The organism is Leclercia sp. 29361 (assembly GCF_011290365.1).
In the GTDB taxonomy this organism is placed as follows: domain Bacteria; phylum Pseudomonadota; class Gammaproteobacteria; order Enterobacterales; family Enterobacteriaceae; genus Enterobacter; species Enterobacter tamurae.
In genome coordinates, this window is sequence record NZ_CP049786.1 from 2,604,645 (window position 1) to 2,619,897 (window position 15,253).

General features: G+C 54.6%; 16 protein-coding genes and 2 pseudogenes. 4 read left to right on the top strand and 14 right to left on the bottom strand.

Annotated features, from left to right (window positions below; all coding sequences use genetic code 11):
- Positions 1–15: 15 nt before the first annotated feature.
- The 3 genes from G7090_RS12385 to G7090_RS23770 form a co-directional block, all read right to left on the bottom strand.
- Complete coding sequence (locus tag G7090_RS12385; RefSeq protein WP_166182629.1) at positions 16–426, bottom strand: GFA family protein; 411 nt, start codon at positions 424–426, stop codon at positions 16–18.
- A 97-nt stretch (positions 427–523) separates the two neighbouring features.
- Positions 524–1,030 (bottom strand): hypothetical protein, encoded by a 507-nt coding sequence (locus G7090_RS12390; protein ID WP_166182630.1) that lies wholly within the window; start codon positions 1,028–1,030, stop codon positions 524–526.
- A 226-nt stretch (positions 1,031–1,256) separates the two neighbouring features.
- Entirely contained in the window at positions 1,257–1,334 is a 78-nt protein-coding gene (locus tag G7090_RS23770) for a hypothetical protein (protein ID WP_225759512.1), read from the bottom strand.
- Positions 1,335–1,366: 32 nt separating this feature from the next.
- Between G7090_RS23770 and G7090_RS23935 the strand changes: the two are divergent.
- Positions 1,367–1,471: pseudogene (locus G7090_RS23935) on the top strand (hypothetical protein); the annotation flags it as partial.
- A gap of 74 nt (positions 1,472–1,545) precedes the next feature.
- Positions 1,546–2,481 (top strand): tRNA 2-thiocytidine(32) synthetase TtcA, encoded by a 936-nt coding sequence (gene ttcA, locus G7090_RS12395; protein ID WP_106993087.1) that lies wholly within the window; start codon positions 1,546–1,548, stop codon positions 2,479–2,481.
- A 45-nt stretch (positions 2,482–2,526) separates the two neighbouring features.
- Here ttcA and dbpA read toward each other — a convergent pair whose 3' ends face one another.
- The 4 genes from dbpA to G7090_RS12410 all read right to left on the bottom strand — a co-directional run bounded on the left by dbpA (position 2,527) and on the right by G7090_RS12410 (position 6,658).
- Positions 2,527–3,900, bottom strand: coding sequence for an ATP-dependent RNA helicase DbpA (gene dbpA, locus G7090_RS12400; RefSeq protein WP_166182631.1), 1,374 nt, complete (start codon positions 3,898–3,900; stop codon positions 2,527–2,529).
- 28 nt (positions 3,901–3,928) lie between these two features.
- Positions 3,929–4,105 (bottom strand): hypothetical protein, encoded by a 177-nt coding sequence (locus G7090_RS23900; protein ID WP_269468323.1) that lies wholly within the window; start codon positions 4,103–4,105, stop codon positions 3,929–3,931.
- 281 nt (positions 4,106–4,386) lie between these two features.
- Positions 4,387–5,370 carry a zinc transporter ZntB gene (gene zntB, locus G7090_RS12405; protein WP_106993091.1) on the bottom strand — a complete coding sequence of 328 codons (984 nt, stop codon included), beginning with the start codon at positions 5,368–5,370 and terminating at the stop codon, positions 4,387–4,389.
- 169 nt (positions 5,371–5,539) lie between these two features.
- Positions 5,540–6,658, bottom strand: a complete 1,119-nt coding sequence (locus G7090_RS12410) for a methyl-accepting chemotaxis protein (RefSeq protein WP_166182632.1) — start codon at positions 6,656–6,658, stop codon at positions 5,540–5,542.
- A 598-nt stretch (positions 6,659–7,256) separates the two neighbouring features.
- Here G7090_RS12410 and G7090_RS12415 point away from each other — a divergent pair.
- Together G7090_RS12415 and G7090_RS12420 are read left to right on the top strand one after the other, a co-directional pair.
- Positions 7,257–8,489 (top strand): sensor domain-containing diguanylate cyclase, encoded by a 1,233-nt coding sequence (locus G7090_RS12415; protein WP_166182633.1) that lies wholly within the window; start codon positions 7,257–7,259, stop codon positions 8,487–8,489.
- Between the two features lie 44 nt (positions 8,490–8,533).
- Positions 8,534–9,100 (top strand): DJ-1/PfpI family protein, encoded by a 567-nt coding sequence (locus tag G7090_RS12420; protein ID WP_166182634.1) that lies wholly within the window; start codon positions 8,534–8,536, stop codon positions 9,098–9,100.
- 31 nt (positions 9,101–9,131) lie between these two features.
- On the opposite strand, the gene G7090_RS12425 is transcribed toward G7090_RS12420, so the two are convergent.
- The 7 genes and pseudogenes from G7090_RS12425 to G7090_RS23655 all read right to left on the bottom strand — a co-directional run bounded on the left by G7090_RS12425 (position 9,132) and on the right by G7090_RS23655 (position 15,234).
- A complete protein-coding gene (locus G7090_RS12425) occupies positions 9,132–9,611 on the bottom strand; it encodes a hypothetical protein (protein ID WP_166182635.1) in 480 nt (159 codons plus the stop codon).
- A 27-nt stretch (positions 9,612–9,638) separates the two neighbouring features.
- Positions 9,639–10,656: pseudogene (locus G7090_RS12430) on the bottom strand (VasL domain-containing protein).
- Between the two features lie 22 nt (positions 10,657–10,678).
- Positions 10,679–11,131, bottom strand: coding sequence for a type VI secretion system baseplate subunit TssE (gene tssE / locus G7090_RS12435; RefSeq protein WP_166182636.1), 453 nt, complete (start codon positions 11,129–11,131; stop codon positions 10,679–10,681).
- Positions 11,124–11,660, bottom strand: coding sequence for a type VI secretion system lipoprotein TssJ (tssJ, locus tag G7090_RS12440; protein ID WP_207630122.1), 537 nt, complete (start codon positions 11,658–11,660; stop codon positions 11,124–11,126). The genes tssE and tssJ overlap by 8 nt, the downstream gene beginning before the upstream one ends.
- Positions 11,641–12,744 (bottom strand): type VI secretion system baseplate subunit TssG, encoded by a 1,104-nt coding sequence (gene tssG / locus G7090_RS12445; RefSeq protein ID WP_166182638.1) that lies wholly within the window; start codon positions 12,742–12,744, stop codon positions 11,641–11,643. The genes tssJ and tssG overlap by 20 nt, the downstream gene beginning before the upstream one ends.
- Entirely contained in the window at positions 12,699–14,462 is a 1,764-nt protein-coding gene (gene tssF / locus G7090_RS12450; RefSeq protein ID WP_166182639.1) for a type VI secretion system baseplate subunit TssF, read from the bottom strand. The genes tssG and tssF overlap by 46 nt, the downstream gene beginning before the upstream one ends.
- Before the next feature lie 85 nt (positions 14,463–14,547).
- Complete coding sequence (locus G7090_RS23655; protein ID WP_207630070.1) at positions 14,548–15,234, bottom strand: cytochrome c oxidase assembly factor Coa1 family protein; 687 nt, start codon at positions 15,232–15,234, stop codon at positions 14,548–14,550.
- Positions 15,235–15,253: the final 19 nt, after the last annotated feature.

The following is a 15,253-nucleotide window of genomic DNA, read 5'->3' on the forward strand; positions in this document are numbered from 1 at the left end:
TAAATGTCTGCACTATCAGTCGGTAGCGCGATAGCTCAGCACACCGGCCACACCGCCACCCCCGTCGTTAGGGTGGTCTCTTCCCTCCATCACCAGCACCTCCGGGAAATCAAACGGCGAGACGCCCTCAAGGCAGGCGACGTTGACGCCATACTGATCTGGCGTTGAACGACGCTGGTGGAAGGTGTAAATCCCGCAGACCGAACAAAAATAGTGCACTGCCGCCCGGGTGTTAAACCGGTACTCGGTCAGCAGCGACGCGCCCTGAATAATGTCCAGCCCGGATAACGGCGCGGAGACCGCGATTGCCCCGCGCATCCGGCAGAACGAGCAGTTACAACGCCGGATAGTGTTGAACCCGTCCGAGAGTTCAACGGTAAACCTGACCGCACCACAGTGGCACTGGCCAGAGACTTTATTTGCCATAACTGGCTCCTTTCCGATAAGCATGACTCGCCTGAACGGCGTGACGGAACGCCGCGTACCGGCTAAGTGTAAGCCAGCCTCCCCCCCTGCGCCGTTATCAGCGGCGGCTAAATTCCTGCGCGCTCTTTTTCAGCCAGGCCTCCTGGAAGAGTTGTTCTGAGTAGGTGAGTTTCATGACGGGTGCTAAATACGGGGCATCGAGCTCGATTAAATCATTTTCATTCTGGTATTTGGCGTATTTGTCACCGGCGAAAGAGATCTGTTTTTTCAGCGCCACATATTTATGCTCGAGCATACTCTGAACTTCATCAAATCGTGTCTTATCCAGCTCAAGCATAATCGCGGTGATCCTTCCCGCTTGATTGAAGATAACCGCATTATTTTTTGCGCCCTCTAATCCCAGTTCATTATTGGGAATAGAGAAAATATCACCGTCGCTCCACTTACTACGCCCCTCATGCTGGGCGGAAGGATAGGCTTTAATGAACTGCTGCAGCGTGGTTTTACCTAACGTCAGTCCCATCGCCGTGGTATCTGCTTTTGCGGATGAAAATACTGCCAGTAAAACAAACATACCTATCAGTAATTGCCACTGTTTACCCATCGTTAGCACCTCATCGTATCAGTCGTGTTTTTGCTGACTATCGCCTTCAGTACCTGTCTCTTCTCTATCGTACAGAATTGATCTTCAACAACACATGGGCCTTTTTGATGAGTACGCAAGGACGATACAGCACTACTTACTGAGCGCCGTCAGGGTGGCGCGGGCGGGTGAAGGCATAAAAAAGCCACCAGCAAATGCCGGTGGCGTGGGCATGACGCACGGTCAGCTATTTTTTGACGGGTTGGGGCTTTTTATCGCCCGACTCCGGGGCCTCGCGTGGGTCATCTTTTTCAACATACTGCATGACTACCTCCCGTTTTATGGATGGACTACAACTATAGCGTCTATTGTTTAAAACCAGCCAGGCGGCAGGCGTTTGCTGTAAAACGTGCTGACATTCACCGCCGTAATCCGTACCATACACGCCATACTTTTTCATGTTGACCTGCTGCCCCCCATCTTAACGGTGGGCCGCCTGGGCGGCTTTAGCCACAAACGAATTGAGCCACTATTAAATGTCGCAAAATCAAGAAATTACCAAGAAAGACCAGTACAACCTCAACAAACTGCAAAAGCGTCTGCGCCGTAACGTAGGCGAAGCCATTGCGGATTACAACATGATTGAAGAAGGCGACCGCATCATGGTCTGCCTGTCTGGCGGCAAAGACAGTTACACCCTGCTCGAAATCCTGCGCAATCTTCAGCAAAGCGCACCGGTCAATTTCTCATTAATTGCCGTCAACCTGGATCAGAAGCAGCCAGGATTCCCGGAACATATCCTGCCGGAATACCTGGAGCAGCTGGGGGTTGAGTACAAAATTGTCGAAGAGAACACCTACGGCATCGTCAAAGAGAAGATCCCCGAAGGCAAAACCACCTGCTCGCTCTGCTCCCGCCTGCGTCGTGGCATTCTGTATCGCACGGCTACCGAGCTGGGCGCGACCAAAATTGCTCTCGGTCACCACCGGGATGACATCTTACAGACGCTGTTCCTGAACATGTTCTACGGCGGCAAAATGAAAGGCATGCCACCGAAGCTGATGAGCGATGACGGGAAGCACATTGTGATCCGTCCCCTCGCCTACTGCCGCGAGAAGGACATCGAGCGTTTTTCCGAGGCGAAAGCCTTCCCGATCATTCCGTGCAACCTGTGTGGCTCCCAGCCAAACCTGCAGCGTCAGGTGATTGGCGATATGCTGCGCGACTGGGACAAACGTTACCCGGGCCGCATCGAAACCATGTTCAGCGCGATGCAGAACGTGGTGCCTTCGCACCTGAGTGATATTAACCTGTTTGATTTCAAAGGCATTAAGCACGGTTCAGAAGTGGTGAACGGTGGCGATCTGGCATTCGATCGCGAAGAGATCCCGATGCAGCCAGCGGGCTGGCAGCCGGAAGAAGATGACACTCAGCTGGACGAGATGCGTCTGAACGTTATTGAAGTGAAGTAATCGTTAAGCGTCTCAGCGATCGCGCTGAGACGCTCTCCCGCCCGCTTATTTCAGCAGACGAACCTTGCAGGTTTTGCCTTTAATCTTGCCGTTTTGCAGCTGTTTCCACGCTTTTTGTGCCACTGACTGACGCACCGCCACATACACGTGCGCCGGATGCACCGCGATTTTGCCGATATCGGCACCATCCAGCCCAATATCACCCGTCAGCGCACCCAGCACATCACCCGGACGCATTTTGGCTTTTTTACCGCCGTCGATACAGAGCGTCACCATCCCGGCAACCAGCGGCACAACGCTGACGTTGGCCGGAGCATCGACCCAGTTGAGCTTAATTTGCAGCATTTCCGCCAGGATATTGGCGCGCTGCGCCTCTTCCGGGGCGCAGAAGCTGATCGCCAGACCGCTGTTACCGGCACGGGCAGTACGGCCGATACGGTGAACGTGAACTTCCGGATCCCACGCCAGCTCGTAGTTCACCACCAGCTCGAGGGATTTGATGTCCAGACCGCGGGCGGCCACGTCGGTCGCCACCAGCACGCGGGCGCTGCCGTTGGCAAAACGCACCAGGGTCTGATCGCGATCGCGCTGCTCCAGGTCGCCATGCAGCGACAGTGCGCTCTGTCCGGCTTCGGTCAGGGCATCACATACCGCCTGGCAATCTTTTTTAGTATTACAGAACACCACGCATGAGGCCGGCTGATGCACGCTGAGCAGCTTTTGCAGCAGCGGGATTTTGCCTCGCTGGGTGGTATCGAAGAACTGCTGTTCAATTGCCGGCAGCGCGTCGACGGTGTCGATTTCGATGGCGATCGGGTTTTGTTGCACGCGGCCGCTGATGGCGGCAATCGCCTCTGGCCAGGTAGCAGAGAACAGCATGGTCTGACGCGACGGCGGTGCGAAGCGGGTCACCTCGTCGATGGCCTCGCTAAAGCCCATATCCAGCATCCGGTCAGCTTCATCCAGCACCAGCGTCTGCAGCGCCTCGAGGGAGACGGTGCCCTTTTGCAGGTGATCGAGCAAACGCCCCGGGGTGGCGACGATGATGTGCGGCGCATGCAGCAACGAGTCGCGCTGGGCGCCGAACGGCTGACCACCGCAGAGGGTTAAAATTTTGGTGTTGGGCAGAAAACGCGCCAGACGACGTAACTCAGCCGCGACCTGATCCGCCAGCTCGCGCGTCGGGCAAAGCACCAGAGACTGGGTCTTATAAAGGGTGGCGTCGATATGCTGTAACAGCCCGAGGCCAAACGTTGCCGTTTTGCCACTGCCGGTTTTCGCCTGTACGCGGACATCGTGTCCTTCCAGGATCGCTGGCAGGGCGGCAGCTTGTACAGGGGTCATCGTCAGGTAACCCAACTCGTTAAGGTTATCGAGTTGGGCGGCAGGCAGTACGTTCAGCGTTGAAAAAGCAGTCACAGTTATTCTCGCGGTAAAAGACACACAGTCAGCAGGCGCGTATCCTCGCAGATCTCCGCCTCTGATGCGACATTTTAATGGGCACTTCATCCGGTGGCGGATCCGGCATCGGCTGTGGGCGTGGGATCGGTTCGGGAACAGGCACCGGATCGGTGGGGACCGGGTCCGATTGCCGCGTCTGTTGCAGCAGCAGTGTTAAAAGCATGCTCATATTACCCTCCAGAAGAGCGGGATGACTCTTTTAGGGTAGTCGCTGCTGGGTTGCAGGCAAAAAAAAGCCGACTTATTTAAGTCGGCGTCGTACGAATCAATTTTGCTATGCAGTAATTCAAAAAAGGAAGTAAGACAATATGGAGCGCAACGCCCATCGCTTGACGTTGCATTCACCTGCGGAAGAGATATTGCACCTTATGGGTAAAGGGTTTATTGACCTCGCTCAATTAAAATGGCGTTTCAGACCTGTCAGAACGACAAAATTGTGCAAATTTACAACCATTTACTGCGATGTAACCACCATGCAACACCACCTATTAAAACCACTAACATGATGCAAAACAGTGAGAAGCCAAAGCGGAACTCCCCGCCGGGGATCCCCCCGAGGTTGACACCAAATAGCCCGGTTAAGAAGGTGCTGGGCAGAAAGACCATCGCCATCAGCGACATGGTGTAGGTTCTGCGGGAGAGCGACTCCTGCATGACCTGAGCGATTTCGTCGGTTAGTATCGCCGTACGGGCAATACAGGCGTCAATTTCATCGAGTCCACGTCCGAGCCGGTCGGCAATATCCTGCATTCTGCGGCGCTGATCGTCATTCATCCAGGGAAGACGCTCACTCGCCAGTCGGGCATAAACATCGCGCTGCGGGGCCATGTAGCGGCGCATAACGATCAGCTGTTTGCGCAGCAGCGCGAGGAAGCCGCGAGGGGGAATGACCTGATCGATCAGGTTATCCTCCAGATCGATAATTTTGTCGTGCAGCTCTTCGATAAACTCGCTGGCATGATCGGTGAGCGCGTCGCAAACATCCACCAGCCAGCCACCGCAATCGCCCGGGCCGGTGCCCTCTTTTAAATCCCCGACGACATCGTCCAGCGCCAGCACTTTGCGCTGACGGGTGGAGACAATCAGCCGCTCATCCATATAGACGCGCATCGCCACCAGCTGATCCGGCCGCTCATCGGTGCTGCCATTAATACAGCGCAAGGTAATGAGCGTCCCCTCGCCCATGCGGGTCACGCGCGGGCGCAGGCTTTCTCCGGCCAGCGCGTCGCGGACGTTATTGGGCAATAACGGGGTTGAGGCCAGCCAGTGAGCGCTCTCCGGCTGGGTATAGTTCAGGTGCAGCCAGCAGGGATGTTGCTGATCGATAACATCATTGTTGGTGAGCGGTCTTGCCCCGCCCTTACCGTCGAGTATCCACGCAAAAACTGCGTCAGGAACGTTAACTTCCGATCCTTTTAAGCCTTCCACAGCGCCTCCGCCAGTAGCTGTTCTTTGCTGTCAGTCTAGCCACCCCGGCAGGTTAAGCAACCATTTACCTCGCCATCGCGCTGAATTTATTCATAAAAGAGACTATTCCTGAATGGACCCTGACGCACAAAAAAGCCTGGCGAACCAGGCTCTTATATCTCTTGTGATATCAGGCTCGCGCGGGTTTGAACTGCCCATCGTATAGTGATGCCGGTTCCAGATGGAAGTTTCGCGTGCGGGCCTGCAGCTCAACTACCTGATTTTTCAGCACCGCCGAGGAGCCGGACAGCTCCTCCACCATCCCCACGTTACTCTGGGTGACGTTTTCCAGATCGGTTAACGCCTGAGTGATCTGCGCGATGCCCTTCTCCTGTTCATAGGTTGAAGTGGAGATCTCATCCATCAGTTTGCTGACCTGCCCGGAGCCGCTAACGATCTCCTGCATGTTCTTCTCGGCTTCAGCGACGACCATCGCCCCCTGGTTAACGTTGCTGCTGGTAACGGCGATCAGGGATTTGATGCTTTTTGCCGCCTCGGCACTGCGATGCGCCAGGCTGCGCACTTCCCCGGCCACGACCGAGAAGCCTTTGCCATGGTCACCGGCGCGGGCCGCTTCGACCGCCGCATTGAGCGCCAGAATATTGGTCTGGAAGGCGATACCGTCGATCATGGTGATGATCTCGGTCATCTGCTGAGCGCATTCGGTGATGGAGTTCATGTTGGTGGCGACCTGCCCCATTAGCTCCCCGCCTTTCTGCGCCTGTCGGGTCGCCACGTTGGCCTTCTCGTTAGCAAGGCGGGTGTTATCGGCAGTGTTTTTAGTGGTGGCGGCCATCTGTTCCATACTGGCAGAGGTCTGGATCAGCGATGCGGACTGCAGCTCTGTTTTTGCCGCCAGAGCTGAGCTGCGAGCGGCCAGTTGTTCAGAGAGACTCATTGCGGTCGCAGAGGAAGAACGGATCTCGCGCACCAGCGTGGCGATGTTGCTCGACAGCGTGTTGATGCCCGGAATCAATCGCCCCGCGCAGTTATCACCAAATTCCGGGATCGTGACACCCAGATTGCCGGAGACCACCTCTTCTATGCTTCTCTTAACCGTATTGATGGGCACGACCAGGTATTGGGTCATGTAAACCCGCAGGAGCACGAACGCGACGACGAATAAAATATTAAGTGCAATTAACAAAGATGTTTGCGGTGCTAAAAGAATGACTATTCCATCAATTACCAGAAGCACGACTAATAGATAAGAAAGAATAAAGGTTCTTACGCTAATGTTTCTGAGCATAATATATCCCACAGCGGTATTTTCATATGATAGGGAATATATAGCATTCTGATTTTAATTTTTCACCCTCATTTCGTAGAGACAATTTATTAATCTTAAAGGCTCTGGAATTTACCTTAAGGAGGAGATAAAACCTGTTTGATCGGGACTCCCATGCATTAACATCTGACAATAAGAAGATTGCATGCTTAATGCCTTGAAAAGTAGTGGCCCTGATTAATTATACACTTAAGCCGCACGCACGCTTTAAGGCTGTATTCGTTAGCCGGGCTTAAACTATTTTGTGTCGAATATGCTTTTTATAATTTTTTTGAAAAAAAGCCTAATGTTTTCTTAACCTCAATCCGATACTAAACACATTTTCGTATAAAACAGCACTACCTTTCCTTCGGGCAGACAGGAAAATTAATTTAATCAATGCTGCCGACCCGTTGAGAATAAAACTATTCCAGTTGGTAAAATTAATACGAATTTCATACGAATATCACAAAAAAATCCTGCCTGAGCGAATGAAGTAGAGTATGTTTCAAAGAAGCCCACGCGTTCCGCTCCGCCGTGGTTCTCAGACATTTGATGTGCCGATAAATGAGACTGAGCTATGTCGCCTACAGGGTTTGCTGCACTGGATATGCTTAAAACGCCCGTATGGGTGGTATCCCCGGTTACGGAGGATGTCCTGTTCGCCAATACAGCCGCAAAAAAGATCATGCAGGACGCGACGCTGGACAGCCTGCGCAAAGGGGTCTGCTCGGCACATGCCCAGGCAACGCTTGCGATGTATGTGCCCGACTTAAAAACCCAGCAAGAGATCATCGAGATCTGGAGCGTGCTGGTCAATAACCAGCAGACCAGCCTCAGCTGTCGACTCTCGCTGGCCGTGTTTGACAGCTGTGGTGAGGTGATTATTTTTGAAGGCATTGCCCGACAGCCGGTCACGGGCCTCAAGGCCACCAGCTCTGGCACCTATCAACGCAAAAAACAGGGGTTCTACGCCCGCTTTTTCCAGACCAACAGTGCGCCAATGCTGTTAATCGATCCCGCCCGGGACGGTCTGCTGGTTGATGCCAATCTCGCGGCGCTCAATTTTTATGGCTACACCCATGAGGAGATGTGCAGCAAGCACACCTGGGAGATCAATACCCTCGGGCGCAATATTATGCCGGTGATGACGGAGATCTCACGCCTGCCCGGCGGCCATAAGCCGCTCAACTTTGTCCATCGACTTGCTGACGGCACCACCCGGCATGTTCAGACCTATGCCGGCCCGATTGAGATCTACGGCGATAAACTGATGCTGTGCATCATTCACGATATTACCGAGCAAAAACGGCTCGAGCAGGAGCTGGAACACGCCGCACTACGCGATTCGTTAACCGGGCTGCTCAATCGCCGCCAGTTTTATCACCTTACCGATCAGGCCTCACCGAATCATCTTCCGGCCCAGCAGGAGTTCAGCCTGCTGCTGGTGGACACGGATCATTTCAAGCGTATTAATGATCTGTTTGGGCATCAAAAAGGGGATGAGGTGTTGATTGCCCTCTCGCGGATGCTGGAAAGCTGTTGTCGGAAGGACGATTACGTTTTCCGCTGGGGTGGCGAGGAGTTTGTGCTGCTGCTGCCCCGCACGTCGCTGGACGCGTCAATGCAGATCGCAGAAACCCTGCGTGCGGCGATCGCCCGCATTACCATCCCCGGCCTGCCCCGCTTTACCGTCAGCATTGGAGTGGCGCGGCATAACCCTGATGAGAGTATTGACGATCTGTTTAAGCGCGTGGACGATGCGCTGTATCGCGCCAAGAATGATGGTCGTAATAAAGTGCTGGCGGCGTGATGTCGCCATCTGTCTTTCAATATATTCCTTGAGGAGTGGTTAAGATGAGCAAGAAGATTTTGATGCTGGTCGGGGATTACGCTGAAGATTACGAAACGATGGTGCCGTTTCAGGCACTGCAGATGATTGGCCATCAGGTTGATGCGGTCTGTCCTGACAAAGCCAAAGGTGACTTTATCATGACGGCGATCCATGATTTTGACGGCGCCCAGACCTACAGCGAGAAGCCAGGCCATCGCTTTATTCTCAACGCCAATTTCGCTGATGTGAAAGAAGAGGATTATGACGCCCTGTTAATTCCGGGCGGACGGGCGCCGGAATATCTACGGCTGAACGAGCAGGTCATCAAACTGGTGCAGGCCTTTGACCAGGCGCGTAAACCGATCGCCGCCGTGTGCCATGGCGCGCAATTACTGGCTGCCGCTGATGTTCTGAAGGGTCGCACCTGCAGCGCCTATCCAGCCTGTGCGCCGGAAGTCAGACTCAGCGGCGGGTACTATGCCGACATCGGTATCGATGAGGCGTATGTCGATGATAATCTGGTTACCGCCCCCGCCTGGCCTGCGCATCCGCAGTGGCTGGCGAAATTTGCTGAACTGTTGCAGAAGTAGGCCAGTCAGTGAGTTGACAGGCTCGCGGGCTTCACGCCAGCCTGTCAACAGCCTCAAAAAACAGCGCTTCCGTCATGATGACGTTATCTTTTGCGCTCTGATATTGACGCCGAATAAACCATCCGGTCTCTGGCGCCATGCTCAGATAAAAGACCTGCCTGATACCGGGCGCATCGACTTGCAGGATCACAAGACCCGTCTCGGTGCCATTCCAGAGCTGCTCGGGAAGAAGTCGGACGCTACGGTCACCGTTTTTTAACTGGATCGCGGTGATGTCATACCGATATATCCCGCTGTTCAGGCTGTAGCCCACCGCGCTCAGGTCATGGAGGTGTCTGGTGGAAAATGTCACCTCAATTCCTGAACCCGCAAACCACTGGCTTATTTGCTGCGCAAGCTCATCCATTCGTGAGCAGAATGCCCTGACTTCTGCGTCAGCGGATTTTTTGCCCGACGTAACTCTGTTGTTTTTATCCTGCACTTTTTTAAAAAAACGTTCTCTGGCTGACACGTTGTCGTCCTTGTCATCTTTTCGGCTTTATTCAGTCTGGATTGATTTCAGCGCAGCCCAGGAGGCAATCAGCTGTTGCAGATGCTGTTCCACCTGGCGCTGCCGGACGGCGTTATTGTCCTGCTCTGCGGGGATCTCAGAGAGCTGACGCAACTGCTCCTCTACCGGTACGGTGCGATTCAGCGACTGCATGATGGCGAACACCGCCGATTTCAGTTCGCTGACCGTCATATACTTACCCTTCTGTTGATCCAGGGCGTTAAGCCGGTTCGCCAGCTGCTCAAGCTGTGTCATTCCCTGCTGCCAGCCGGTCAGGTTTTCCGGTGCCAGGGCAATAGCCGCCTTCTGCTGTTGCCACTGCTGCGCCAGGGCTTTGCCCTGTTCAGGCCACTGCATGAGTAACTGCTGCACGAGGCTATCGCCATAGCTAAGAGCCCAGTCCGGCTTTAACTGCAATAACTGCTGTGTCTGGCGAATAACAGCCTCAGGTGACTGAGGCGGCTGTCGCCGATCGGCAGAAAGCGTTGTGGCAATCTGTTCCTGGACCGGGTCAGGCTGGCGCATCGTCTCCCATCCCCATGCCAGGGTTCCAGCCAGCACCAGCATGGTCGCCATACCAGCAGCAAAAGGCTTCCAGGGTTTCGCGGGGGGCAGGTATTCCGGAAGCGGTTCAGGCTCAGGAACATACGTACTTTCAACGCACCCGGTTACTGAGCGTGCCGAGAATATCCATCCGGGCAGGCACCGGTTGCGGCCACAGATTGCTCCATTGTCGGGTGATAAGCGCCACCAGAATCGACAGCCCATCATTCAGACCAGACAGCCCGGCCAGGTGTGCGCGAGCGAGGGTGTACCAGGCGGCGGTTTGAAGGTCTACACCGTTGTGTTCAAACAGCGCCAGGCAGAGGTTTTCCGCCTGCTGCCAGTTCACATCCGGACGCGCCGGATGAGTCAGTTTGTTCATTTCATTACGCAAAGCGGCAAAATCCGCATGCGTGCGCGGGTCGCCACCGGTTTTAAGGTGACGTTCAGAGAGAGTTATCATGATGGTTCAGCCAGAGTAAAGACTATATTGCGGAGCGGGCATCCAGATACTGCTGCTGTTTCAGATGGCGAATAAGTACCCGGCCTTCGGGCATAAATTCGGTGCCGTAACGCACCAGGCCGATGCCTTTGAGTTCCGCGTCAATGGCGTAGCGCAGTTCGCCGGGCTGGGTCTGATCAAGCATAACCACCGTAATTCTGCTCAGGCGCGGTTCGTACTTCAGAAGTACCGCCGACAGCGTGGTGATCAGCTGATGCGCAGAACCCGGCATTCCCTGCAGGATTTTTGTCATGTCTGGCAGGCCATAGTCAGGCAGATGCGCCAGCGTACCGGCGCGACAGTTGAGGATGCGCTGCATATTATCCAGTACCGACAGAATGACCTGGTTTTCCTCGCTGACGCTGTGCAGATCAAGACCGCCGGCGAAATTGCCGTACAGGATTTCATACAGGGACGGACGTGGTGACTCACTCATTTTTCAGCGCCTGCAGGGTCAGCCTGTTGTTGCCCGCTTCGATGACGCGTGCCTTATCCGGATCAAGGTCATCGCGGCTCAGCACCACCCGCCAGGTGTTGTTCGCCTGGTCCGGGGACATAAACATCCCGGCCACCGCCACGTACTGCGCATTTTCATCCATCGGCATATCGACCGTGACCGCCCCGCCCGGCTGCAGGCGGATATCTTTCTCTGCCACCAGGTCTGCTTTAATGGCTTGGCTGTCAGCCTTAAACAGTGACGGGTAGTCCGTCGTGTCGAATGTTTTCCGGTCTTTAAGCTGATAAATACGCACCACGGTGGACAACGCCACCCCGCCAGCATTGCTGTTGACGGCCTCGCGGGCGCGAATATCCAAATGCAGGGTTTTTATCTGCTTATAAAAGATCGATTTGGTCACAGCAACAGTGCCATCTGTTACTTTTTGAGTCAGCCCACAGCCAGCCAGTATCAATGTGATACCGACGGCCAGCGCAGCCAGAGGAAATTTAGCAGCGGTAATCGCCATCTTCATCGGTCTCCCTGCGGTGAATATTTTCCTGTACCCGCTCATAGCGGCCAAGATTGATGGTTATAGTTTTGGCGTGCGTGACGGTGTTCGCTGTATTCAGCGGCCGCATCACGGCGGTGCGGCCCAGTTGCACTGCTCCGTCGTTGGGTTTAGCGCTCATTGTCGCATCCGGCAGCAGGCTACGGTCGACACACAACTGCAGGCGGACATCCAGGCGAGACCCAAGATACACGTGCAGCAGCGCCGTCAGATCCATGTGAAGCTCCCCGCCCGGTAACCAGCCCTGCACTTCAGCTGGGTCAGAGGTAGTCAGGCGCATCAGTACCTGGCTGTTTACGTCGGTGGCATAGCTGCCCATCACCGGCCGGGTTGTCAGGGTGACAGGCTGGCGCACGCTCATGGCCAGGAGCTTCTTCAGCGGCACACGGCGTTTGTCGTGGTGCCAGATTTTCGCCTGCGTGCCGGGTGCCAGCAGACGCACCAGCGAGGCCATACCTTCTGCGGTACGTCCGGGCAGCAACATGACCGGCAGCAGTGCCAGAAAACGTGAAACCGGGGTCGCGATGCTGTCCGTGCAGCCGTCGATACCAAGCCCTGCCAGCCCCAGCAGATACTGCGAGATATTGTCCTTACCGCCAGCTTCGAAGCTCGCCGGGTATGAGTATTTACGCCAGATACGGTAGTACTGGGCAATCAGCCGGTGGTTGAAGATATCGAGGAAATCCGCGGTGGCCTCATACCCTTCCCGTCGCTGGGTAATGTCATCGATATAGTGCGTCGGCAGCGGGGACTCCGCGCCGTAGAGCCCCATAAAGGTGATGCGTACCGTCGGCGGCAAGTGCGAATGCTCAGGCTGCTCAATCCCTTTGATTTCAGATGCCGGGAAGCCCATCCCCGGGTGTGGCCGAAAACGTACCGGTTCATGACGTACCTGCCAGGTACTGCCCGTAACCGGTTTGTCCGGCTGGCTCTGCTCCAGCAACTGACAGAAGCGGTAAAAGTTGATATGTGGCAGCCGGTCCCCCAGCTGCGCTATCAGCCGGGCAGACGTGGACTGTGGTTCTCTTTCCACCGGATGCATTTTCCTTCTGGCTGTACGATGAGGGTAAGTTGGTTGAACTGATTCATATCGGCATAGAGTGCAAAGAACCGGTTGAGCATTTCACCAAAGAGGTGAATATCGCCCTCACCGATGAAGCCGTTGCTATCGAGGGTCACCTCAATATCCAGGCCGCGCAGAAGGAATCCCTGTTCGAATCGCTGCAGGCGATGATGTGCCACATGTTGAATCGCCTCCAGACGGCGGGTGTTCAGTTCATCTTCCTGCCAGTTATAGAGCGCCAGCGTGCCGCGTAGCACTTCGGCGGTGCTCATCATGTTCAGGAATCCGGAGCCGAGGTGGCTCAGCACCCGCCAGTGGAAACGGTCTTCCGCAGGCGGATAAACCGGCAGCGTCGGCTTGCAGAGGTTTCTTACCGTCAGCGGCGTCTGCACCACCTGCTCACAGCGGTCGAGCAGCGTGCTCTGCAATGCCCGACGCGGTAACTGACCGTTGGTGCCGGTGATTTGCAGCGACACGGCCTCACGCTCAAACAAACGGTCATCTTCCCACTGGTGCCCGCCGAGGATAAGCCATGTGTCATACAGACCGGTGACGCCACGCTTAACACGGGTGTGGTAATAACGCGGGGGTGCATGACGACGCATCATCCCTCCTTTGTGGCGGAAGCTGCTGAACGGCACGTATTCCGCATCACTGGTGCGGTTTGAGCCAGTAACCGAATCCACCGCATAAATTTCAGTATGCCCATCCTGCAGACGCTTAGGGCGCAGCAGATACTCACTTTCAAGGCCGGTGATGGTGAGCGGGTCAGCTTCCAGCGTGAACAGGTTAATCACCGGCACACAGTGCAGACGAACCGCGTCATCGGTGACCGGCAGGTCTGATGGCCACGGCGTACTGAACACAACTTCAATGTCGAAGTACTCTGCTCCGGCAGGTGGCGCAATGCCGTCCAGGCCGTTGAGGTGGACAAACATAAACTTGTCGCGGAAGGTGAAATACTCCAGCAGCAGCTGGTAACCACTGAACGCGGTATCACCTTTTGGCCACAGCCCGTCTTCCTCCGCAAATCCCCCCGGCGAGAAGTATCCGTCGAGGCGAATACGGTCGGTCTGCCCGGGCAGACGCATATACAAAGCAGCCTGCCGTTTGGTCAATATCAGATGCAGTTGACTGCTGACGGGCGCATCCGCGCCGAGATAAAGACTCAGGTGACTGAGGTCCGCATGTGACCAGTCCGCCTGGGGGCTGCAGGCAAAGCGCATCCGCAGTAACGAGCGCCCGTCGGGCTCAGTGGTCATGGTCACCCCTGAGATGTTCAGTGGGTTGAGCATCACATCGCGGGTGGTGCGGTAGCGGCAGACCGTGTTCTTTGACCCCACCGGGCGGGAGTACACTTCCAGACCCGCGGGCATCACTTCCGCCATCTTCACGGCCTGAAGCGCAGGTGTGAACGCCACCACTGAGAGTGACGGAATGGTACGCAGGTAATGTGGCCAGAGCATACTGACCAGCCCTTCGGTCAGTTCCGGCAGGTCGTCATCAATCTTTTCGCGCAGTCGCCCCATTGAGAAAGCAAAGCCTTCAAGCAAGCGCTCTACATACGGATCGGGTGTGCCGGCCTTATCCAGATCCAGCATCGCGGCCCGGTCCGGGTGGGTCAGAGCAAATTCTTTGGCCGCTTCTCGGAGGTAGCGCATTTCCGCGTCGTAATAACGCAGGGTAAGGTCTTTCATTTGTATTTCCGTAGAAATCAACTTCTTTGAGATCCCGTGATTAAATAACGCCGGGAATGTCACTTCACTGACATTACGTCAGGAATTATTTTTTTGTCAGAAGATCGATGTCTTCATTCTCAGTATGCAGCGTCAGAATCTGGTATTTCCAATGCCCGGTGGTGTTTGTGGCCTTTACATAAACATTCCCTTTGCCTTTGCTTCCACTGACCGGGATCTTTATGCTGGCTGCACTGTCGCTGACTTCCCCGGAAACTAAAAATGCATCAGAGATATCGGTACCCAGTAAATTCGTACTACGGGAATCATCTTTCACTGCCGCCATAGACACTTTGTATACTTCGCTACTTTTCATCATTGATATTATGCCACTAAAGACACCAGCCATCAGACAAGCAAAGGTAAAGGGAATTGCCCATTTCCAGTTTCTCCCCAGCCAGTTTTTAGGTATCGCCTTAGACTGAGCATCCCCATGTGAGACTATAGGTTCTTTATCTCCAGTATTTGAATCATCTGCAAACCAGTCCTGCTGGAATGACCCCTCTTTAAAGCGATAAGCAGAAAGACCATATTTAAGATCCTGTCCGCGTTTATCCTTCACAAACCCACGGTCTTTTCCCAAGGAATAAAGGAATGCATCCAAAAGTAACAGGGTGGCATCAATACACCACCAAATGCCAAAGCCGCCTAAGGTTATGAGTTTTAATATTCCAGTTTTGATCTTACCTAGATAAAAACGATCCAGACCTAAGAAACCAAAAAAAAATGCCAATTACAATGCCAAAATTCTG